Genomic DNA, 20329 nt, shown 5'->3' on the forward strand with positions numbered 1-20329 from the left:
CGGCCGTATGCTAGCGCCTCCCCACCTCGCCCTTTGGGTCCGCTCGTGGAGCCGACTGTGGAGCCGTTCGTCCTCCGTCTCACGCTCGAAGACGGGCGCCCGGTGGCGCTGCGTCCGGTCGTGCCCGAAGACCGGGAGCGGCTGGCGCAGGGGTTCGCGGAGCTGTCCGAGGAGTCGCGGCGGCTCCGATTTCTGGGCTCGGTCTCGACGCTCAGCGACGCCGCCCTCCGCTACCTCACCGAGGTCGACCACGTCGACCACGTCGCGTGGGGCGCCCTCGACCTCACCGACCCCGACGCGCCCGGCTTCGGCGTCGGCCGGTGGATCCGGCTGCAGAGCGAGCCCGACGTGGCCGAGTTCTCGGTCACCGTCCTCGACACGGCGCAGGGGCTGGGCGTGGGCAAGCTGCTCCTGGCTGTCCTCGCCGTCGCCGCCGAGCCGCTCGGCGTGCGCACGCTTCGAGGCCTCGTCGGCCGCGAGAACGACCGGATGACGACCTGGCTCCGCCGCCTCGGCGCGACGACGCGCAGCGACGGGCAAGACCTCGTCATGGACGTCCCAGTCCCCGTCGACGCCGCCCACAGCCGCTCCGCCGCCACTTTTACCCAGACGTGCGGGGCGATTCGGAATGCGAGGGATGGGGACATAGGAAAGGGGGAATAGGCTCCTCTGGCTCCTATCCCCCATTTTTCATGTCTCCATTTCCCGCGCTTCACGCCCAGAACGAGGCGACGCCGTCGTCGAGCGCCCCCTCGGCGATCCGGGCGAGGCGCGCGGCCGTGCGCGGGAAGCGGGCGCCGTCGAGGGACGAGGGCCGCCCCGCCCCCGCCCACTCGTCGACCACGTCTCGGGCGGGGCGGGCGGGCTCGCCGGCGGCCCAGGCCAGGAGCGCGTAGACGGCGGCGCGGGCCGGCGCGCGGGCGCCGTCGATGCGCGGGAGGACCTTGGTGAGCAGCGCCACGTCGACCGCGTCCACCCCGCCCCCGTCGTCGGTGCGGAAGGCGCCCGGCGTCTCGCCCGCGTGGACGACGAACAGGGCCGCCTCGTCGCGCGCCCGGTAGCCGACGCCCAGCCCGGCCGGGTCCAGGATCGCGCTCGCCTCGGCGACCGCCGCGACCGTCCGCTCGACCGCCGCGCGCTCGTCGGACGAGAGCGCCGCCCCGCCCAGACGAACGGCCCGGGGCGTCCACGCCGACGCCGGCCATGCTTCGGCTGCGGGCGGGGCGGGCGGGGCGGCGTCCCAGGCGGCGAGGTCGCGGGCGGCCAGCTCGATCACGAACGCCCGATCGAGCACCTTCCGGCTGAACGCGTGCGCGCTCTCGTCCACGTTCACCGTCCCCACAATTCCCAGGTTCGGCGGCAGGCGGACGGCCTGCCACGCGGCCTCTTCGACGTCCAGTTGGTCCGTGAGGAGCGGGGCGCTCTCCCACCCGCCCGGCGCGGGGCGGCGGTCCTCGACGCGCGACAGGACCTCGGCGAGGTAGTGCTCGGGGCGCCCCAGGTTCATCTCGTCGAGCACGAGCGTCCAGAAGCGGGCGGGGTGGTCGCTGGCCTGCCACGCCGCGCGCAGAACGGCGCCCGGGCGGAAGCGGCCGGCCAGGTCGGTGTACCCCATCGTCTCGCCCGGGTCCGTCCAGTCCGGGCGGACCGGGACCACGACGGCCGCCCCGCCCGTGGCCTCGGCGACGAGGGCGGGGAGGCGGCTTTTGCCCACGCCCGTCACGCCGGCCAGGAGCACGAGCGGCTTCGTGCGGAGCGCCGTCACGTAGGCGGCCACCTCCCACGGAGCGAAAACGAACCCGCGCGCAGCGAGCGCCTCGATCAGCCGCTCGGTCGCCTCGGCGCGGTCGAACCCCGACGGCGCGACGTAGCCGACGCCGGGCTCCGCGACCACCCCGCCCCGCGCGGGAGGGGCGGCGCTCTCCGGCCGGTCGCCCTCAGGCGGCGCGGCGGGGCGGGGCGGGGCGGCGTCGCGCGCCTCGCGGACGGCTTCGACGGCGGCCATGAGCGCCTCGGGGTCGGCCCCAGCGCGGGCGCGGACGACGAACTCCAGCACCTTCCCGTCGATGGGCGGCAGCCGGTGGAGCACGCGCTGCACGACGCGCCGGAAGCGGGCCTCGGGCCGCACGTCGGCGTACTGGTCGAGCACGCGGAGGTCGCGGGCGAACCCGTCGTACGGCACCCACGCCTCCTCGGGCAGCACCACGACCGGCCGCACGCGGACCCGGTGCGGCGCGTGGCGGCCGGGCACGAGCGCCGTCGCGTCCTCGAACGGCTCGCCCACGACCTCGAACTGCCCCGCGATCACGCGGCTGCCGGGGACGTAGGCGAACACGTGGTCGCCGGGGCGGACTTCAGCGAGCCGCTTCCGCCCCTGCTGCCGGAGCGCGAACGTCTGCGTCCGCACAACGGCGGGGTAGAGGTCGGGCGGGACGGACCAGAGCCAGTAGGTCACTGCGCCTCGACCCAGACGGCGAGGTCGTCCACGAGCGCAGCGGCGTCCCGGACAGACCGCTCGGCGTCCTCTTGCGGGATGATGCGCCCGACCTCGTAGTCCGCGTCGTAACGGAGCTGCATCAGCCGGGTGTAGGCTCGCCCCTGTTCCCTACCGAGCGGCCCTTCGCGGACGAACAGGTCGCTCAGCATCCGGTGGACACCGCCGTGCGACTTGGGGCGGTGTCCCCGGTGGAGGAGAGCGGCGGAGGCCGCGTGGAACGCGCCGTAGTACGCCCGTGACACCGCGTGGCGGAAGGCGCCTGCGGCGAGGTCGCGGCGCGCAGTTTCCAGGTCCTCGCGGGCGAGGGCGAGGAGGCCGTTGATTTCGTCTGTCATGCTGCGATGGAGACCCCGTCCTCTTGGACGTTCTGGACAAATGACCACCCCCGCTCCCAGATCTCGTCGTCCACGACGACGAACGAGACGAGCTCGCCGTACTCGAACAGGAGGTCGAGAGTGATCTCGGACAACTCCCCGTACTCCCTCCAGGCGTTCACATCGCCCCGAAGCTGAACCAGCACGTCCACGTCGGACTCCTCGGTCGCCTCGCCGCGGGCGTACGACCCGAATAGGACGGCCCGGACGAGCCGGTCGCCGTAGTGCGCCTCCAGCCGGCGGCGGAGGGCGGGGAGGAATCCGTCGGGGAGCGTCGCGGGCACGGGCGGACCCAAAGGGCGGGGCGGGGGGATCGGAACGGCGGGCGGGGCTCCAACTTACACGGCTCGTCTGACGCACGGTTGTCAGCCGGGGCCGCTACGTTCCCGGGCTGCCTCCACCCCGCCCCGCCCTCATGGCTACGATCCAGCGCATCCGCTCGCCGTTCACGCTCGACACGGCGTTCACGCCGATGGGCGACCAGCCCCGCGCCATCGAGGAGCTGACCGAGGGCGTCTTCCGCGGCGACCCCTACCAGACGCTGCTCGGGGCCACGGGCACGGGCAAAACGTTCACGGCCGCCAACGTCATCCGCAACGTCGGGAAACCGACGCTCGTGATCTCGCACAACAAGACGCTCGCGGCCCAGCTCTACGCCGAGTTCCGGACGTTCTTCCCGGACAACGCCGTCGAGTTCTTCATCTCCTACTACGACTACTACCAGCCCGAGGCCTACATCGTCTCGTCCGACACGTACATCGAGAAGGACATGGCGATCAACGAGGAGATCGACCGACTGAGGCTGCGGGCGACGTCGGCGCTCGTGAGCGGGCGGAAGGACGTGGTGATCGTGGCGTCCGTGTCGTGCATCTACGGGCTGGGCAACCCGGACGAGTACAAAAAGCAGCTCGTCCAGGTCACGCCGGGGCAGGAGACCGATCGCGACGAGCTGCTCTTGAAGCTCGTCAACATCTTCTACAACCGGAACGACGTCGACTTTACGCCCGGCACGTTCCGCGTGCGCGGCGACGTGGTCGAGGTGTTCCCGGCCTACTTCGAGGACCAGGCCTACCGCATCGTGTTCTGGGGCGACGAGGTCGAGCGGATCGCCCGGATCAACCCGCTCACCGGCGACGAGCTGGCGCTGGAGTCGGACACGCTCACGATCTACCCGGCCAAGCACTTCGTGACGCCGAAGGACCAGGTCGACCGGGCCATCGCGGGCATCGAGGAGGAGCTCCGGTGGCGGCTCGCGATCCTCCGCAACGAGGGCAACATGATCGCGGCGCAGCGGATCGAGCAGCGGACGCTGTTCGACATCGAGATGATCAAGGAGATCGGGTACTGCTCGGGGATCGAGAACTACAGCCGCCACATGGACGGCCGCGAGCCGGGCACCCGGCCGTACTGCCTGCTCGACTACTTCGAAAAAAACCACGGCGAGGACTGGCAGATGGTCATCGACGAGAGCCACGTGACGATCCCCCAGGTCCGCGGGATGTACAACGGCGACCGCGCGCGCAAGCTGAACCTCGTCGAGCACGGGTTCCGGCTGCCGTCGGCGATGGACAACCGGCCGCTCACGTTCGAGGAGTTCGAGCGCTTCCACCACAACGTGACCTTCGTGAGCGCGACGCCGGCCGACTACGAGCTCGAGCAGTCGGGCGGGGTGGTGGTCGAGCAGATCATCCGCCCGACGGGCATCCTGGACCCGGTCGTCGAGGTCCGGCCGGTGGAGGGCCAGATCGACGACCTGCTGGGCGAGATCCGCGACCGCGTCAAGGCCGGCGGGCGCGTGCTCGTGACCACGCTCACGAAGCGGATGGCCGAGGACCTGACCGACTACCTCGACAGCTTCGGCGTCCGCGTGCGCTACCTCCACTCGGACATCGACGCGCTGGAGCGGGTCGACATCCTGCGCGACCTGCGGCTGGGCGAGTTCGACGTGCTCGTCGGGATCAACCTGCTCCGCGAGGGGCTCGACCTGCCCGAAGTAAACCTCGTCGCGATCCTGGACGCGGACAAAGAGGGATTCCTGCGGTCCGAGCGCTCGCTCATCCAGACGGCGGGGCGGGCGGCCCGGAACGCCGAGTCCGTCGTGGTCCTATACGCCGACCGCGTGACGGACTCGATGGCGCGCATGATGGAGGAGACCGAGCGCCGCCGCGAGATCCAGGCGGCGTACAACGAGGAGCACGGGGTCACGCCGACGACCGTCACCAAGTCCATCGACGAGGTCCGCCGCGGGACAGCGATCGCCGACCACAAGGCGGAGCAGGACGAGCGCCGCGCCAAGCAGGCGACGACCTACTACAGCGGCCCAGACCAGCTCCCGAAGGTGGCCGACCCGGTCGTGAAGTACCTGACGGACGACCAGAAGCGGGACCTCGTCGCGCAGCTGACGCGCGAGATGGACGAGGCGGCCGAGAACCTGGAGTTCGAGAAGGCCGCCGAGCTCCGGGACTCCGTCGCCCAGATCGAGGCCACGCTCGCCGCCTGACCACCCCGCCCGCGCCCGTAGGGGCGGGGCGGCAGAGGGATCGGGGCGGGGTGGTCCCGACCTGAGCGCCCCCCCGCCCCGAGCGCCCCCGCGAAGACCGGGGGAACACGGGCGGGGCGGCTTGGGCGGACCCGCCCCGCCCGCGTACCTTTTCGGTTCTGACTCCGCGCCCCCGACCGATGAAGACCGACATCCACCCCGACTACACGTTCGTCACCGTCACGCTCGCGGACGGGTCCGAGTTCACGACGCGCTCGACGATGGACCGCGACGAGCTCCGCTCCGAGGTCGACTCGTCGAACCACCCGTTCTACACGGGCAAGAAGACGATGGTCGACACGGCCGGCCGCGTCGAGAAGTTCATGCGCCGCTACGGGAAGGCCCAGGCCAAGACCATCGGCAACGACGACGAGGGCGCCGACAACGCCGAGGGCACCGTGACGACCGACGCCGGTCCGGCGACGACGCCCGCCGAGGAGACCCCGGCCGCGGCGTAGCGCCGCCGGCACGGACGACTGCGAACGGGGCGGGCTGCGCGATGCGGCCCGCCCCGTTTCTATGACCACCCCGCCCACCACGCGCGGGCGGGGCGGCGCTGCGAATGCGGACACCACGCGTGGTGTCCCTACGATTGATGGCGTGGCCGGGGCGGGGCGGGGCCTGCCCTGACCACCCCGCCCACAACGCGCGGGCGGGGCGGCTACGGCCGCAGGAGGACCTTGCCGCGGTTTTTGCGGTCCTCGATGTAGCGGTGCGCCTCGGCCGCCTCGTCGAACGAGAACACGCGGTCCACGTAGGGCCGGACGTGGCCGGCGTCGTAGAGCGAGAGCACGGCGCGCGCCCACCCCGCCACGCGCTCGCGGGCGTTCCACAGGTGGCCCACGTTGACGCCCATGACGCCCTCGTTTCGGCTCATGAGCCCGAGCGGGTTCGTCTTCACCCACGGCACGCCGAGGAGCATCTTGGCGAGGTCCACCTTGCTCCCGCCCGTCACCGACGAGATGCCGTAGACGAGGAGCCGGCCGCTCGGGGCCAGCGTCTTCAGGCTCCGGCCCCAGTGCTTCCCGCCGACGGCGTCGAGGACGAGGTCGACGCCCTCCCCGTCCGTCAGCCGCATGACCTCGTCGACGAAGTCGCGGTTGCGGTAGTCGATGGCGTGGGCGTAGCCCCGCTCGCGGACGTAGTCGTGCTTGCCCGGCGAGGCCGTCCCGTACAGCTCGGCACCGTAGGCCTTCCCGATGTCGGCGCACGCCGTCCCCACCCCGCCCGAAGCACCGTGGACGAGCACGCGGACGGGCCGCCCGCCCAGCTCGTCGGCCGGGCGCACGCTGCCCATGACGATCATCATCTGGAACGCCGTGAGGTAGTTGACCGGGATCGCCGCGCCCTCCTCGGCGCTCATGCCGTCGGGCCGGCGGAACGCGGCCACCTCGGGGACGGCCACCTTCGAGCCGTAGCCGCCGAAGCGCGTGAACGCCAGCACCGGGTCGCCCACGGCCAGCGACTCGACGCCCGCCCCGACGGCCGCGACGGTCCCCGCCACCTCGTAGCCGACGACGGCCGGGAGCGGCGGCGCGTCGGGGTAGAGCCCCTGCCGCGCCAGGATGTCCGCGAAGTTGATGCCGGCCGCCTCGACGTCGACGACCACCTCGCCCCGCCCCGCCCGCGGGTCAGGCGCCTCGCGGACGTCGAGGACGTCGGGCGGGCCGGCTTCGGGAATCCAGATCTGAGTCATGGGGAAGAGAGATGGAGGGACAAGGGATGTGAGGGATGAGCGCGGGCGGGGTGGTCGGAGGGCGTCTGCCCATCCCTCCGTGCCTCTCCCATCCCTCTCCTCCCGAGAACGCCCGCGCCGGTGGGGAGTTTGCGCCACCCCGCCCGGGGCTCCCCTTCGTCATTCCGCATTCTCCATTCCGCACTCGATGAACGTCGTCCGCCTGATCACCCAGAAGCGCGACGGGGGCGAGGTCGCCCCCGACGACCTCACCGCCCTCGTCGACGCCTACACGGCCGGCGACGTGCCGGACTACCAGATGGCCGCGTTCCTCATGGCCGCCTTCGTGCGCGGGCTGGACGACGCCGAGGCCGCCGCGCTCACGCGCGCCATGCTCCACAGCGGCCGCGTCCTCGACCTGAGCGACGTCGAGGGCGCCAAGGTCGACAAGCACTCGACGGGCGGCGTAGGCGACAAGGTGTCGCTCGTGCTCGCCCCGCTCGTGGCCGCATGCGGCGTGCCGGTGCCCATGATCTCGGGGCGCGGGCTCGGCCACACCGGCGGCACGCTCGACAAGCTCGAAGCCATCCCCGGATTCCGCACGGACCTCTCGATTGAGGAGTACCGCGACGTGCTCGGCCGCGTGGGGACCGTCATGATCGGGCAGACGGCCGAGATCGCGCCGGCCGACAAAAAGATCTACGCGCTCCGCGACGTGACCGGCACCGTCGAGTCGATCCCCTTGATCGCCGCCTCCATCCTGTCGAAAAAGCTGGCCGAGGGCATCGACGCGCTCGTGCTCGACGTGAAGTGCGGGCGGGGCGCGTTCATGAAGGACGAGGCGCAGGCGCGGCGCCTCGCCGAGACGCTCGTCGGCGTGGCCGAGCGCGAGGGGACGCCCGCCGTCGCGCTCCTCACCCGCATGGACGTCCCGCTGGGCCGCGCGGTCGGGAACGGCCCCGAGACCGCCGAGGCCGTCTCCATCCTGCGCGACGAGACGCCGACCGGCGGCGCCTGCGACGACACCGTCGAGGTCACGGTCGCGCTCGCCGGCGAGATGCTGGCCCTGGGCGGGGCGGCGCCCGACGCACACGCGGGGCGGGAGCAGGCCCGCGCCGCGCTCGCCGACGGGAGCGCGCTCGCCACGTTCCGCGCGCTCGTCGAGGCCCAGGACGGCGACGCGTCCGTGCTCGACCACCCCGCCCGGCTCATGGGCGAGCCCGTGGCGACCGTCGAGGCCGACCGCGCGGGCACCGTCGCCGACGTCGACGCGCTCGCGCTGGGCTACGCCGCCGTCGCGCTCGGGGCGGGGCGGGCGCGGAAGGAGGACGCCGTGGACCCGAAGGCCGGGTTCGTCCTCAACAAACGACCGGGCGAGCCCGTAGAGGCCGGCGAGCCGCTCGCGTTCGTCTACGCCTCCGACCCGGACCGCGCCGACACCGACGCCGTGCGGGCCGCGTTCACGGTCTCCGACGCCACCCCGCCCCGCCCCGCCGCCCTCGTCCTCGACCGCTACGCGGGTGGGGCGTGGGACGGACGCGCGGGCGGGGCGGATGGATCGGCCTGACCGCACGCCCGTTACATTCCCTCCCCCCTGCCTCACCCGCCCCGCCCGCCGCTATGTGGAAGCGTTTCACCCGTCTCATCAAGTCCATGTTCGGCGGGGCCGTCTCCGCGATGGAGGACCCCCGGCTGATCCTGGAGCAGAACATCCGGGAGCTGAACGACCAGGTCCCCAAGATGAACGAGAACATCGCGACCGTGAAGGCGAATGCGATGCTGCTCCAGAAGGAGCACCGGAAGTACACGGCCGAGCAGCAGGCGCTGACGAACAAGATCAAGGCCGCCATCAACGCCGGCCGCGACGACATCGCGCAGCGTTACGCCGTCCAGCTCCAGTCGACCAAGGAGGCCCAGGCGCGGACCGGCGAGCAGCTCGAGTTCGCCGAGCAGGCCTACGAGAAATCGCTCCAGGTCAAGAAGGCGTTCATGCGCGAGCGCGAAAAGAAGATCTCCGAGGCCAAGGAGGCCCTCCGCACGCACGAGCGGGCCAAGTGGCAGGCGAAGATCGCCGACACGCTCGAGCAGTTCGAGGTCGCCGGCGTCGACCAGACGCACTCCGAGATGATCCGGCGCGTGAACGAGCAGTCGGCCAAGAACGAGGCGCGCATGGAGATGGCCCTCGACTCGGTCGACACCGAGGCCATGCAGATCGAGGAGGACGCGCAGGAGCTCCAGGGCGCCGAGCTCGTCAAGCAGTTCAAGCTGGAGATGGGCGTGTCTGAATCGCCCGCCCGCGAGTCCGCGCCCGCCCCGGCCCTCCAGATCCCCGACGAGCCCGCCCCGGCCGAGCGCACCGCCGGCCGCGACCGGACGCGGACGGAGTAGCAAGAGGGATCGTAGGGATAGGGAATGGAGGGATAGGCAAACGTTGCCCTCGACCGCCCCGCCCCGCTCCCCCTCTGCTCATCCCTTTGTCCCTCGTATCCCCCATCCCTCCCCCACCATGTCCCCCGAAGAGTTCGAGCGGCTGAAGGCCGAGGAGAAGGCCCACCTCCGCAAGCTCCGCGACCTCAAGCAGACCTACCGCGGGCTCCAGAGCAAAAAGTCCACGGCCGACGCTCTCAACGAGATCCAGAACTCCGACGTCGCCGACGAGACCGACCGGCTGACGCAGGAGATGCTCCGCGAGTCGGCCCAGCAGGAGGCGCGGCTCGAGCTGGCCCTCGAAGGGCAGGCCCCGCAGACCGGCAACGTCGAGGACCTCGACCGCGACGACCTCGCCAAGGCCGAAGCCGAGGCGCTCGTCAAGCAGATGAAGGCGGCCATGGGCGGGGCGCTCCCCGACGAGCCCACGCCCAACCTGGCCATCGACCCCGCCCGGAACCCGGACAGCCCGTTCGTCACCGACCCGAACGAGTCGCACGGCCAGCGCCCGGCCCACCCCGCCGGCCCGACCGGCGAGCCCATCCCGCCTGACGACGCGGGGCGGGGCGGGGCGGACAAGACGATCGGGCGCGCCCCGCTCGCGGGCGACCCGCCGCCGACCGACCGCGACGGCAAGACCATCGGCCGCTCAAAATCCTAGTTGCGTGTTCCGTGTTGCGTCTCTCCTAGCGGACGCCACACACGGAACACGAGACACGTAACAGCCCGATGCCCGACGAGCCGATCAACTTTACGAAGGAGGCGTTCATGAGCCCGGTCAACCTGGGCTTCTTGATCCTCGCCCTCGTCGTCGCGCTCCTCGCGGGCGGGGTGACGGCGAACGTGCTCCTCGTGTTCGCGGCGGCGGCCGAGCTGCTGTACCTGGGGACCGTCCCCCGCAACGACCGCTACCGGCGGGCCGTCCGCGCGCGGAAGATCGGGGAGCGCCGGAAGGAGCCCCGCGACCGCGACGTGTTCCGCACGCTCGCCAAGGACGACCAGAAGCGGTACGTCCGGTTCCGCAACATGGAGAAGGCGATCAAGGACAACTACGCCAAGCTCCCGTACTCCAGCCAGGGGCTCCTCGACGCCCACCTCCAGAAGCTCGACGGGTTGTTGGACGCCCACCTCAACCTGCTCCAGCTCAAGGAGCGCTACGTCCAGTTTGCCCGGCGGACCGGCGAGGCCGACATCGTCGACGCCATCTCCGGGCTCCGCCACGAGATGCAGGGCGACCCGCCCCGCGTGCGTGCCATCAAGGAGCGGCGGCTCGTGATCCTGGAAAAGCGGCTCGACCGATTCAAGAAGGCCGGCGAGAACCTGGCCATCATCGAGGCCCAGCTCGAGACCATCGAGGACGTGACGCGCTACGTCTACGAGCAGTCGCTGACGATGCAGAACCCGGAGGAGGTCTCGTTCCAGCTTGACACGCTGATGTCGGAGGTCGAGGAGACGCAGCTCTCGATGGAGGCCATCGAAGACTCGCTCGGGACGAGCGGCCTGACGGAGCTGGACCTGGAGGCGTTCGACGCCTCGCCGGCCGGCAAGGTCGGCCGGATCGACGCCGGCCTCCTCGACGACATTGACAGCCTCTCCGAGCCGCCGCCCACGTCCGAACGCCGCCGCTCGCGCGAGCGGTAGACGGGAGACGGGCGGGGTGGCCAGCTCGACCGCCCCGCCCCGCCCGGCGATGACCACGTGCCCGGAGACCGCTGCGCCCCCCCAGGGCGGGGCGGTGTCCGTAACCTCTCCGCCGCCGTCCACGGGCGGGGCGGCCGCACTCAGCGCGACCCCGAACCGGAAGGATTCGTCACCCTGTACCCGTCACCCATCTCTCAACCGTGCCCGACTTTCAGACCCTCCAGACCGAGACGGACGCCGACGGCGTGCTCACGATCACGCTCGACCGGCCGGACGCGCTCAACGCGCTCAGCCAGCAACTCGTGGCCGAACTGAGCAAGGCGCTCCGCCTCGCGCGCCAGGACAGCGTCCGCGGCGTCGTGATTACGGGGGCGGGCGAGAAGGCGTTCGCGGCCGGCGCCGACATCGGCGAGTTCGCAGGCATGGAGCCGCTCGACGCCCACCGCTTCGCCGCGCGCGGGCAGGCCGTGTTCAGCGGCATCGAGAGCACGCCGAAGCCAGTCGTGGCCGCCGTCAACGGGTTCGCGCTGGGCGGCGGGTGCGAGCTCGCCATGGCGTGCCACCTCCGGGTGGCCTCCGAGACGGCCCAGTTCGGGCAGCCCGAGGTGCAGCTCGGGCTCATCGCTGGGTACGGCGGGACGCAGCGGCTCCCGCGCCTCGTCGGCCGCGGCATCGCGACCGAGATGCTGCTGACCGGCGACCGGGTCTCGGCGCAGCGGGCGTACGAGATCGGCCTAGTCAACCGTGTGGTGCCGGCTGAGGAGCTTATCCCGACGGCCAAGCAGTTCGTGCTCACGATCGCCTCGAAGGCGCCCGTCGCCGTGGCCATGACGCTCCAGGCGCTCCGCGCGGCGGACCTCCCGCTCCCGCAAGGGCTTCAGCAGGAGGCCGCGCTCTTCGCCCAGTGCGCGGCGACCGAAGACTTTGCCGAGGGCGTGGGCGCGTTCCTCAACCGCGAGACGCCGCAGTTCCAGGGCCGGTAGCGCTGGGGGCGCCCGCCCCCCGCCCCGCCCCGACGCCTTATGTCGCCCACCGCTCAGATCCTGCTCATCGGGCTCATGCTCCTCCTGAGCGCGTTCTTCTCCGGCTCGGAGATCGCGTTCGTGACGGCGAACCGGCTCAAGACCGAGGTCCGAGCTCGGCAGTCGGGGTGGGTCGGCCGCGTGGTCCAGGACTTCCTGGCCGACCCCGGTACGTTCCTCACGACGACGCTCGTAGGCAACAACGTGGCCCTCGTCGTCTACTCGACGCTCATGAGCTTGGCGCTCGAAGGGCCGCTCCGGGCGTTCTTCGCCGGGACGCTCGGGATGGCCGACCCGACCGGGACCGTCCTCCTGACGCAGACGGTGATCGCGGCGCTCGTGGTCCTCGTCGTCGGCGAGGTGATCCCGAAGTCGCTCCTTCGGCAGCCGGCGGGCGGGGTGGTCTTCGCGCTCGCCACCCCGCTCTGGGTCACGTACTGGGTGTTCTGGCTCCCGATCAAGCTGGCGGGGTGGGTCTCGGGCGGGCTCGTTCGCCTCGTCGGCGGCGAGCCCGACACGCTCCAGCAGTTCCTGCGGCGCGACTTCGAGCTGGTCATCCGCGAGAGCCGCGAGACGGGCACGCTCGACCTGGACGAGGAGGGCTCGGAGATCCTCTCGAACGTGTTCGAGCTCCGCAGCCTCCGCGTCAAGGACTCGATGGTGCCGCGGACCGAGATCGTGGCCGTCGAGGAAGGGGCGAGCCTCGCGGCCGTCCGCCAGACGTTTATCGAGACGGGCTTTAGCCGGCTCCCCGTCTACCGCGAGAACGTGGACCGGATCGTCGGCGTGGTCCTCGCGCACGACCTGTTCCACGCGCCGGACTCGCTGGCGGCCATCCTCCGCCCCGCCCGCATGGTGCCCGAGTCGAAGCCGGCCCGCGACCTCCTGTTCGACTTTCTCCAGGGCGGCTCCACGATGGCCGTGGCCGTCGACGAGTACGGTGGGACGGCCGGCGTGGTCACGATCGAAGACCTGCTGGAAGAGCTGTTCGGCGACATCCGCGACGAGCACGACGCCGCCGCCGCCCCGGTCCGCCGGATTGACGAGCGGACGGTCCACGTCCACGGCCGGGTTGAGTTGGAAGACCTGGAGGCCGAGTCCGGCGTCGTCCTCCCCGCCGGCGACTACGACACCGTTGCCGGCTACCTGCTCGCGCACGTCGGGAGCGTCCCCCCGGAGCGCGAGGTGTTCGAGTTGGACGGACACCGTTTTACGGTTCTGACGGCGAGTCCGAGCCGGATCGAGACGGTCCGCATCCAGAGGCTGTAGACCCGCTGCGCGTGCAGGACATGGGAACGGGAAGGGCGTGGAGCCGACCACCCCGCCCACGTGATGGCCGTGGCGGACACATGACTATGAGGACCGCCCCGCCCCTCTCTCTGCCCCATTCCCAGTTCTCCGTTCCCATTTCCTCTCTCCCCCCCTTCCTCGCCCTCGACGCCGGCAACTCGTCCGTCAAGGCCGGCGTGTGGGCGGGGCGGTGGGTCCGCGTCGAGCGGTGGCCCTCGGACGGTGCCCCGCCCGAGGTGTGGGCGGGGCGGTTCCGGGACCTGTCGCCTTGCGCGTCCGCCGTCGGGATCGCCTCGGTCGTCCCCGCCCTGACGCCCGCGCTCGCGGAGGCGGCGGAGGCCGCGTGGTCCGCCCCGCCCGCTGTCGTGTCGGCGGCGCTCCCGCTCCCCTTCCGCCTCGCCTACCAAACGCCCTCGACGCTCGGGGCCGACCGGCTGGCAGCGGCGGCGGCCGCGTGGGCGCTCGTGGGCGGCCAGCGGCCAGTGGTGGCGCTCGACGCCGGCACCGCCGTCACGCTCGATGTCGTGAGCGCGGAGCCGGCCTACCTGGGCGGCGCCATCCTCCCCGGCCCCGACCTCCTGCGCCGCTCGCTCGCCCGCGGCACGGGCCAGCTCCCGGACATTGCATGGGCCGCCCCGCCCGAGCCCGTCGGCGCGTCGACGGCCGAGTCGATCCAGGCCGGACTCACGGCGGCGCTCGTGGGCGGGGTGGAGCGGCTCCTGCGCCAGACGGCCGAGGCGCTTGGCGCCCGCCCCGCCCTCGTCGTGACCGGCGGGTGGGGGCCGTGGATGGCCGAGCGCGTGCCGGGCGTCGACCGCGTCGAACCCCACCTCGTGCTCGACGGCGTGCGCCTCTTGACCGCCCCGCCCCAGTAGGCTGCCCGGGCGGGGCGGCTAGTGGTCGAGGTCCAGGAGCGACTGGACGCGCGCGAGGACCATGTCGATGGCTACCTCGTTGCGGCCGCCGCGCGGGATGATGACGTCGGCGTGGCGCTTTGAGGGCTCGACGAATTCGAGGTGCATCGGGCGCACCGTCCGCCGGTACTGGTCGAGCACGGACTCGACGGAGCGGCCGCGCTCGTGGAGGTCCCGCTCGATCCGCCGCATGAGGCGGACGTCGGGGGCCGCGTCGACGTAGAGCTTGACGTCCATGCGGACGCGGAGCGCGGGCTCGGCGAGCACGAGGATGCCGTCGACCAGGATGACGGGGCGGGGCTCGACCGTCTCCGTCTCCTCCAGCCGCCGGTGCGTCTCGAAGCTGTACGTCGGCTTCTGGACGGGCTCTCCGGCGAGGAGCCGGTCGAGGTGGTCGACCAGGAGGTCGGACTCCAGCGCGTCCGGGTGGTCGAAGTTGAACCGCGCCCGCTGGTCCGGCTCGAGGTGCGCGAGGTCGTGGTAGTACGCGTCGTGGTCGAGCAGCGCGATCCGCCGCGGCCCGAACCGCTCCATCACGCGGCGCTGGACCGTCGTCTTCCCCGACCCTGACCCGCCCGCAATACCGATGACGACGGACACGGGCGGGGCGGCGGAAGGGGCGGGGCGGTAGAGCGGGCGGGGCGGCGGAACGGGCGACCTAGTCGTCGTCCTCGTCGCGCTCGCGCGCCGCCTTCGCTGCGGCGGCCTCGGCCTCCTCCTGCGCCCGCGCCTTCCGCCGGGCCTTCCGCCGGGCCTCCCACCCCGGGCTCGACACCATGACGACGGTCCCGCCCCCAGACTCGTCGATCTCGGACCCGTCGTGGTCTACCTCGTATCCGTCCGGCGCCTCCCACTCTTCGAGGGCTTCGACGCCGTCGGCCGTCTCGTTGACGATGAACGCGACGAGGGCGCCGCGCAGCTCTTTGACGCCGTGGGAGACGGCGGTCCGCTCGCCGCTCTCGTCTTCGCGGTAGAACTTGAGCCGGATCATCCGGGCGTACGTCCCCGCGTCGTCCCATGCCGCCTCGTGCGTGCCGGAGAGGAGGTTCCAGACCGCCTGCCCCTTGAGGAGCGCGTTGAGGTGATCCGAGAGCACCGGCCGCCAGTAAGACGCCACTTTGCCCAGGTCGCCCACCTTGGCATCCATCCGCAGGCGGTAGTTCGGGATCAGGTCATCGGGGCGGAGCAGCCCGAACAGACCGGAGAAGATGACGCCGTTCTCCAGCAGGCGACGTTGGGAGCCCGTCGGGAGGCCTGCAAAATCCATCGCGGCGTACATCACGCCTGGGCTGTACCGATCGACGGCCGCCATGAGCGGGCTCCGGTAAATGTCCCGGTTGATCGCGACAGCCTCCTCTAGCGTGTCCCCTTTGACTCCGAGCAGCGCCCCGAGCTCCGCTTCGGTGGCCTCCTCCATCTGCGTCTGGAGGGCGTCGATCAGCGCGCGCCTTTCAGGGTTCAGCTCGGAAAAGTAGTTGAACGTGTTCGACGAGCGGTAGTCGAACATGTCGGGCGCGAGCGGGTTGCCGCCGGCCTCTTTACCCTCCGCGCTGGGAAGGAGGATGGAAAAACGCACGTGTGGGGGCGGGGTGAGAGCGGGGCGGGTTCGACGTTACGAGGACCGTCCCTTTCGGGCCTGCATGATGAGGGCGTCGGCCTCGCTCAGCAGGCTCTCCGCCTGCTTGCGGGCGTCGGACACGATGTCGTCGGCCCGCTGGCGGGCGTCAGTGGGCACGTCGGCGCCGTCGAGCCGGTCCACGAGACCCGCGAGGTCGCTGGCCCACCGGTCAAGGAGGTAGGCCGCGCGGCGGCGGAGCTGGCGCCCCTCGTTGGGGGCTAGGAGGAGGCCGAAGGCTACGCCCGAGGTTCCTCCAACGAGGAACCCCCAGACGGCGGCACGGACAGACCGGCTACGCTGACTCATGGAGACGGAGAGCGAGGAGGGGCGGGGTGGGGCACTCGCAGCAAGGCCGCCCCTGCACACGGGACGCCCGGCTCGGCCTAGAGGCCGGCGCATCGTGGCGCGGCCGGCCGCAGCCGAACGCGTCCGGTACCGCCCGCCGACGCCGGGGGTGCTACCGGCCCTTCTTCTTGTGCCGGTTCTTGCGGAGGCGCTTTTTCCGCTTGTGAGTGGCGATCTTGTGGCGCTTGCGCTTACGTCCGCTGGGCATAGGGACTGGGAGTTGGTGAGCGTTCGAACACGAACAGAGACCTCAAAGTAACGCTGGGACGTCGGCTTTCGCCGAGATGCGCGGGACTCGGTGCAGGCTTCATACGAGACGTAGCCGCCGCCGCCCGGTTCTGACGTCCTGGCGAATCCGTTCTCCAACACGCCGAAGACACGGGCCGTCTCCGATCGGCCACACATCCGTCCAGGATCAGAGACGCTTCGCCACCGCAACTCTGCCCCTCCGTGCGTACAGAGGGAACGCGGGAGGGACTATGGAGCGGGGACAACGGTTGGCATGCGCATTGCCGTAGGTCTGGTACGTCCGCGAGTCGTGCACAGCACGGCGGGGACGTTGAAGAGCGATGCCAGTGCGCATAGCGTCCCGAATACGGGTCCGCGCACGTCGGGCGGACACGCACGGGTGAGCGTGTCCGCCCGGCTTCGTTCTACGCGGTCGCGCCGGTGGCGGAGCGACCGTGAAGTGGGCGGGGTGGAGACTGAGGAGTCTCGGTCGTACGTTGTCCTCTCTGCCTGGCTTCGGCGAGGCGCTGTTCCTTGGGGATGACTTGGTTTCGACGAGAGACGTGTGCGGCGAGCTGCGCGCCGGGTGGTGTCCGATACGCCCGTGACACCCATCGGACCGCACTTGTAGCTGCGAACGACTACTCCTACTCGCTGGCCGCGTAAACACGCCGCTAGCTGTCTCGCACAGTGGGTGCTCACTGTCGCTGTGCGAGACACCGACTAGAGTGAGCTGGTCCCGGAGGCTCCGGCTGAGCCGAACGGACGAGAACCAACCAGCCTGCGTTTGACCGGAAGCCCGTCGGCGGGCCACGCCGGACAAGCAAAGACCTTTAAAGCGCCGACTACGCGTGTAGACGCTCGGACTGTAGCGTTTCTCGGACCCGGGTTCGACTCCCGGCATCTCCACAACAGACCGCCCCTTTTCGGCCATTGAAGCCGAGGAGGGGCGGTTCTAGTTTGGGCACTGCCGGAAACACTGCCGGATTTTTCCGCTGTGCCCACTTTGGCCCCCTTCCCCCACTCCGGGCGGCCCGCCCGTCACGCTCCCCGACGCCGCCGCGCTGGCGGAGGCGCTGGGTGACGCGCGCGTGGCGAAGGCGCTCCGGCTCGCGCTCCGCGACGCCGAGCTCCGACGCCGGTTCGAGATGCTCCGCCAGTCGGGCCAGACCGTCGAGGCGTCGGTGGCCGAGTTGCTCGGACCGCACGAAGATGACGAGGGCCGGCCGTACTACCTCAGCGAGGAGCGGGTCCGGACCGTGGTCTACCGGAAGTAGCCCTCTACCCCTCCTTCAGCCATGGGCCGCCGGGTGGCCAGTGGGCGTCGAGTGAGGGTTCGCGCCGGGCCGCGTCGAGTACGGGGAGCAGGAAGACGCGGAGGACGCCGACGACCTCGGCCAGCGTGGCCTCGTCGCTCAGCCGGCCGCGACGCACGAACGCGCGCCACTGCGTCTGCTTCCCGGTATCGGCGGCGAACTCGTTGGTGAGCGCCAGCGGGGCCGCGTGGGGGACGGGGGTCCCGCGCCGCTCGAACGTGGCGCGGACGGCCTCGGTGAGCGTGGGGCCGTCGAAGGCGTCGTGGCGGGCGAGGTGCCAGACGTCGTAGAAGTCCTTCATCCGGCTGTTGAGGATGCCGAGGGCGACCATCGCCTGGAGCTTCTCGGCGACGACGGTCTCCTTCGGGTAAGCTCGGAGCGTGGGCGGCGGGGCGTCGAGGAGCGTAGGGAAGGTGGCCTCCTCCGCCTCGGGCGTGACGGCGTCGCCGAACCCGACGTCGATCTTGAGGCGGACGCGGGCGTTGCCGACGCGGGCCTCGGCGCTCACGCGGACGCCCTCGTACTCCTGCTCCTCCCGGATGAGATCGCCCCGCACGGTACCGGAGTCGAACGTCACGCCGTCGTCCTCCACCTCAACGGTGAGGACCTCGCGGACGGCCCGTTCCACGTCGGCGATGGCGCTGGGGCCAGAGCCGAGGAGATCGAGGTCGCGCGTCGTCCGGTGGAGGTCGCCCTCCCACAGCACGAACAGCATCGCGCCCTTAACGACGAACCGCTCGCGGTGGGGGGACTGCCCCAGCCGGTAGAGGAAGCGCTCCAGAACGTAGCGGGTGAGGAGCGCTTGGAAGCCCCCGCCCTCGGCGCGGGCACGGTTGAGGAGCCGTTGGCGGACGGACGCGGCCTTGCTCGACTCTGCACTCATGCGACGGCCTCGAGATAGGGGCGAATCACGGTCGAGACGCGGCAGACCTGGGCGGCCCGCCAGAGCGCGTCCGCATCGAAGCCGTCGCTCCGACGGTAGTCCCGGAGGGCCTCGATGGCGACGTCGAGTCCGACCCGGCTTCGGTACTTGAAGCAGTCGGCGACGGTCTTCGCCGCGCCATAGACCTTGACGTCGACGCCCTCGACCTCGTGGGCCTCGACGCCGTGGGCGAACGCCTGGCCGGACATGTAGACGACGCGGAGCGGGATGGCCTCGGGCTCGGGCCGCCACGCCTTGTTCTCGATGGCGACCCACACGTCGAACGGGTCCTGCGTGGTGAAGTCGTGGAACCGGAGGGCCGAGAGGAGGCAGACGACGCCGTGGGGGACCCGACGGGCGGCCTCGACGAGCGTGTGGTACTCGGAGACGTCGGCGTCGGCGAGGACGTAGAGGCCGCGCCCAACGCGCTCGAGCACGCCCCGGCGGTGGAGACGGGCGAGGGTCTGGCGGGGGATGCCGAGCGGAGCGAGGTCCTTCGGGCGGAGGACGCCTCGCTGGCGGGCGAGGTCGAGGAGTTGGTCGGCGTGCGTCACGAAGTCTAGGTACTTGGCTTCAGGTACCGAGGAAATGTAACAACCACGCCCCCTCGTGTCTTCGGCTAACCCACCTCGCGGTGTCGCTGGGCGCTCCCGAGGTTGGGAAGACGACCTGGACGGCCACGGAGCCGACGCCGAGGTTGAGGACTCACCCCCCAGACAGACCCATGGCCATTCTCGATCGAGGCATCCTCGGCGGCGGCCGGAACGCCGTCGGCACCGTCGTCATGACCAAGTGGCGCGGGAAGGACGTGATCCGCTCCCGCGTGACGCCCGCCAACCCCCAGACCGCCGCGCAAACGACCCAGCGCGACCTGTTCGCCCAGCTCACCCGGGCCGGCTCGTCTCTCATGGACGCGTTCGTCCGCCCGTACTGGCGCCGGTTCGAGCGGTCGGGCCGGAACGCGACGACGGCGTTCAACGAGTTCGTCCGCGCCAACGTCCGCATCATGCGCTCCGACGCCGTGGCCGGCGAGCCGGCCGGCACGTTCGACGCGGCGCAGATGCTCCTCACGCGGGGCGGGCTCGCGCCGGCCGAGCCGACGGCGCTCGCCGACGACGGCGCGGGCGACACGCTCGTGACGTGGGACGTGGCCGGCGGGCAGCCGGACGACGCGATTGCGGTCGTCGTGGCCGGGCCGGACGGCGCGGCGCAGGACGTGCTGACCGGCCTCACGCGGGCCGACGGCCAGGCGGCGCTCGGCGTCCCGTTCGCCGACCGGGCCATGTACGCCGTCCACGTCGTGCCGTACCGGCCCGTTGCCGGCGGCGACCCGAAGCTGGCCTTCCACGGGTCGGTCCGCTACGACGCCGACGCCGCGGCCGACGTCGTCGTGACGGGCGCCGAGAAGCGGGCCGCGTTCCAGGCCGGCGGCGGCGACGCAGGCCCGGTCCCGGACGAGGCCGGCGCGCTCGTCTAACCCCGGGCTCACCCGAGGCGCCGGCCTTGCTCTCGCTCGTTCCG

At 71.5% G+C, this 20329-nt stretch carries 20 protein-coding genes, 1 other RNA gene and 1 pseudogene; 13 read left to right on the forward strand and 9 right to left on the reverse strand.

All coding sequences use genetic code 11. The annotated features are described in order from the left end of the window. Positions 1 to 45: 45 nt before the first annotated feature. The gene (locus RQM47_RS00670; RefSeq protein ID WP_314006979.1) at positions 46 to 663 is read left to right on the forward strand and encodes a hypothetical protein; all 618 of its coding nucleotides are present in this window, start codon (positions 46 to 48) and stop codon (positions 661 to 663) included. A gap of 49 nt (positions 664 to 712) precedes the next feature. On the opposite strand, the gene RQM47_RS00675 is transcribed toward RQM47_RS00670, so the two are convergent. Genes RQM47_RS00675 through RQM47_RS00685 form a run of 3 tightly spaced genes read right to left on the reverse strand, consistent with a single transcriptional unit; the run spans position 713 to position 3155 of the window. After that, positions 713 to 2455 carry an EVE domain-containing protein gene (locus RQM47_RS00675; RefSeq protein WP_314006982.1) on the reverse strand — a complete coding sequence of 581 codons (1743 nt, stop codon included), beginning with the start codon at positions 2453 to 2455 and terminating at the stop codon, positions 713 to 715. Continuing rightward, complete coding sequence (locus tag RQM47_RS00680) at positions 2452 to 2832, reverse strand: HEPN domain-containing protein (RefSeq protein ID WP_314006985.1); 381 nt, start codon at positions 2830 to 2832, stop codon at positions 2452 to 2454. The genes RQM47_RS00675 and RQM47_RS00680 overlap by 4 nt, the downstream gene beginning before the upstream one ends. Then, the gene (locus RQM47_RS00685) at positions 2829 to 3155 is read right to left on the reverse strand and encodes a nucleotidyltransferase domain-containing protein (protein WP_314006988.1); all 327 of its coding nucleotides are present in this window, start codon (positions 3153 to 3155) and stop codon (positions 2829 to 2831) included. The genes RQM47_RS00680 and RQM47_RS00685 overlap by 4 nt, the downstream gene beginning before the upstream one ends. Before the next feature lie 131 nt (positions 3156 to 3286). Between RQM47_RS00685 and uvrB the strand changes: the two genes are divergently transcribed. Together uvrB and rpmE are read left to right on the forward strand one after the other, a co-directional pair. Further along, positions 3287 to 5371: an excinuclease ABC subunit UvrB gene (uvrB, locus tag RQM47_RS00690; RefSeq protein WP_311665152.1), complete on the forward strand. Its 2085-nt coding sequence runs from the start codon at positions 3287 to 3289 to the stop codon at positions 5369 to 5371. Positions 5372 to 5550: 179 nt separating this feature from the next. After that, positions 5551 to 5757: pseudogene (gene rpmE, locus RQM47_RS00695) on the forward strand (50S ribosomal protein L31); the annotation flags it as partial. Between the two features lie 314 nt (positions 5758 to 6071). Here the strand turns inward: rpmE and RQM47_RS00700 are convergent. Further along, positions 6072 to 7106 carry a zinc-binding dehydrogenase gene (locus RQM47_RS00700; protein ID WP_311665154.1) on the reverse strand — a complete coding sequence of 345 codons (1035 nt, stop codon included), beginning with the start codon at positions 7104 to 7106 and terminating at the stop codon, positions 6072 to 6074. A gap of 187 nt (positions 7107 to 7293) precedes the next feature. Here RQM47_RS00700 and RQM47_RS00705 point away from each other — a divergent pair, with 187 nt between their 5' ends. The 7 genes from RQM47_RS00705 (at position 7294) to RQM47_RS00735 (ending at position 14340) form a co-directional block, all read left to right on the forward strand. Continuing rightward, positions 7294 to 8652, forward strand: a complete 1359-nt coding sequence (locus RQM47_RS00705) for a thymidine phosphorylase (RefSeq protein WP_314006991.1) — start codon at positions 7294 to 7296, stop codon at positions 8650 to 8652. Between the two features lie 53 nt (positions 8653 to 8705). Then, positions 8706 to 9473: a PspA/IM30 family protein gene (locus tag RQM47_RS00710; protein WP_311665158.1), complete on the forward strand. Its 768-nt coding sequence runs from the start codon at positions 8706 to 8708 to the stop codon at positions 9471 to 9473. A gap of 118 nt (positions 9474 to 9591) precedes the next feature. Beyond that, positions 9592 to 10173, forward strand: coding sequence for a hypothetical protein (locus RQM47_RS00715; protein WP_311665160.1), 582 nt, complete (start codon positions 9592 to 9594; stop codon positions 10171 to 10173). Positions 10174 to 10241: 68 nt separating this feature from the next. Further along, a complete protein-coding gene (locus tag RQM47_RS00720) occupies positions 10242 to 11153 on the forward strand; it encodes a hypothetical protein (protein ID WP_311665162.1) in 912 nt (303 codons plus the stop codon). Between the two features lie 200 nt (positions 11154 to 11353). Then, the gene (locus RQM47_RS00725; RefSeq protein ID WP_311665164.1) at positions 11354 to 12136 is read left to right on the forward strand and encodes an enoyl-CoA hydratase/isomerase family protein; all 783 of its coding nucleotides are present in this window, start codon (positions 11354 to 11356) and stop codon (positions 12134 to 12136) included. A 39-nt stretch (positions 12137 to 12175) separates the two neighbouring features. Beyond that, positions 12176 to 13444 carry a hemolysin family protein gene (locus RQM47_RS00730; RefSeq protein WP_311665166.1) on the forward strand — a complete coding sequence of 423 codons (1269 nt, stop codon included), beginning with the start codon at positions 12176 to 12178 and terminating at the stop codon, positions 13442 to 13444. Positions 13445 to 13530: 86 nt separating this feature from the next. Beyond that, complete coding sequence (locus RQM47_RS00735) at positions 13531 to 14340, forward strand: type III pantothenate kinase (RefSeq protein WP_311665168.1); 810 nt, start codon at positions 13531 to 13533, stop codon at positions 14338 to 14340. A gap of 18 nt (positions 14341 to 14358) precedes the next feature. Here the strand turns inward: RQM47_RS00735 and udk are convergent, their stop codons facing one another. Genes udk through RQM47_RS00750 form a run of 3 tightly spaced genes read right to left on the reverse strand, consistent with a single transcriptional unit; the run spans position 14359 to position 16303 of the window. Further along, a complete protein-coding gene (udk, locus tag RQM47_RS00740; protein WP_311665169.1) occupies positions 14359 to 14979 on the reverse strand; it encodes a uridine kinase in 621 nt (206 codons plus the stop codon). A 58-nt stretch (positions 14980 to 15037) separates the two neighbouring features. Beyond that, on the reverse strand, positions 15038 to 15955 hold the full coding sequence (locus RQM47_RS00745) for a YaaA family protein (RefSeq protein ID WP_314006994.1): 918 nt from the start codon (positions 15953 to 15955) through the stop codon (positions 15038 to 15040). Positions 15956 to 15991: 36 nt separating this feature from the next. After that, a complete protein-coding gene (locus tag RQM47_RS00750; protein WP_314006996.1) occupies positions 15992 to 16303 on the reverse strand; it encodes a YtxH domain-containing protein in 312 nt (103 codons plus the stop codon). 803 nt (positions 16304 to 17106) lie between these two features. On the opposite strand from RQM47_RS00750, the gene ssrA reads away from it, so the two are divergent. Further along, positions 17107 to 17482: a transfer-messenger RNA gene (gene ssrA / locus RQM47_RS00755) on the forward strand. A gap of 179 nt (positions 17483 to 17661) precedes the next feature. Beyond that, the gene (locus RQM47_RS00760) at positions 17662 to 17847 is read left to right on the forward strand and encodes a hypothetical protein (protein ID WP_311665175.1); all 186 of its coding nucleotides are present in this window, start codon (positions 17662 to 17664) and stop codon (positions 17845 to 17847) included. A 4-nt stretch (positions 17848 to 17851) separates the two neighbouring features. Here the strand turns inward: RQM47_RS00760 and RQM47_RS00765 are convergent, their stop codons facing one another. Together RQM47_RS00765 and RQM47_RS00770 are read right to left on the reverse strand one after the other, a co-directional pair. After that, positions 17852 to 18769 carry a nucleotidyl transferase AbiEii/AbiGii toxin family protein gene (locus RQM47_RS00765; RefSeq protein ID WP_311665177.1) on the reverse strand — a complete coding sequence of 306 codons (918 nt, stop codon included), beginning with the start codon at positions 18767 to 18769 and terminating at the stop codon, positions 17852 to 17854. Beyond that, positions 18766 to 19362, reverse strand: coding sequence for a type IV toxin-antitoxin system AbiEi family antitoxin domain-containing protein (locus RQM47_RS00770; RefSeq protein WP_311665179.1), 597 nt, complete (start codon positions 19360 to 19362; stop codon positions 18766 to 18768). Before RQM47_RS00770 ends, RQM47_RS00765 begins: the two co-directional genes overlap by 4 nt. Positions 19363 to 19532: 170 nt before the next feature. On the opposite strand from RQM47_RS00770, the gene RQM47_RS00775 reads away from it, so the two are divergent. After that, complete coding sequence (locus RQM47_RS00775) at positions 19533 to 20285, forward strand: DUF6266 family protein (protein ID WP_311665181.1); 753 nt, start codon at positions 19533 to 19535, stop codon at positions 20283 to 20285. Positions 20286 to 20329: the final 44 nt, after the last annotated feature.

This window comes from Rubrivirga sp. S365 (genome assembly GCF_032248475.1).
Lineage (GTDB): Bacteria > Bacteroidota > Rhodothermia > Rhodothermales > Rubricoccaceae > Rubrivirga > Rubrivirga litoralis.

Bases quoted from the DNA above. Each gene is read 5' to 3' on its own strand.
- RQM47_RS00680 (WP_314006985.1), bottom strand. From the start codon at position 2,832: ATGACAGACGAAATCAACGGCCTCCTCGCCCTCGCCCGCGAGGACCTG.
- uvrB (WP_311665152.1), top strand. From the start codon at position 3,287: ATGGCTACGATCCAGCGCATCCGCTCGCCGTTCACGCTCGACACGGCG.
- RQM47_RS00700 (WP_311665154.1), bottom strand. From the start codon at position 7,106: ATGACTCAGATCTGGATTCCCGAAGCCGGCCCGCCCGACGTCCTCGAC.
- RQM47_RS00705 (WP_314006991.1), top strand. From the start codon at position 7,294: ATGAACGTCGTCCGCCTGATCACCCAGAAGCGCGACGGGGGCGAGGTC.
- RQM47_RS00710 (WP_311665158.1), top strand. From the start codon at position 8,706: ATGTGGAAGCGTTTCACCCGTCTCATCAAGTCCATGTTCGGCGGGGCC.
- RQM47_RS00715 (WP_311665160.1), top strand. From the start codon at position 9,592: ATGTCCCCCGAAGAGTTCGAGCGGCTGAAGGCCGAGGAGAAGGCCCAC.
- RQM47_RS00720 (WP_311665162.1), top strand. From the start codon at position 10,242: ATGCCCGACGAGCCGATCAACTTTACGAAGGAGGCGTTCATGAGCCCG.
- RQM47_RS00730 (WP_311665166.1), top strand. From the start codon at position 12,176: ATGTCGCCCACCGCTCAGATCCTGCTCATCGGGCTCATGCTCCTCCTG.
- RQM47_RS00735 (WP_311665168.1), top strand. From the start codon at position 13,531: ATGAGGACCGCCCCGCCCCTCTCTCTGCCCCATTCCCAGTTCTCCGTT.
- RQM47_RS00750 (WP_314006996.1), bottom strand. From the start codon at position 16,303: ATGAGTCAGCGTAGCCGGTCTGTCCGTGCCGCCGTCTGGGGGTTCCTC.
- RQM47_RS00765 (WP_311665177.1), bottom strand. From the start codon at position 18,769: ATGAGTGCAGAGTCGAGCAAGGCCGCGTCCGTCCGCCAACGGCTCCTC.
- RQM47_RS00775 (WP_311665181.1), top strand. From the start codon at position 19,533: ATGGCCATTCTCGATCGAGGCATCCTCGGCGGCGGCCGGAACGCCGTC.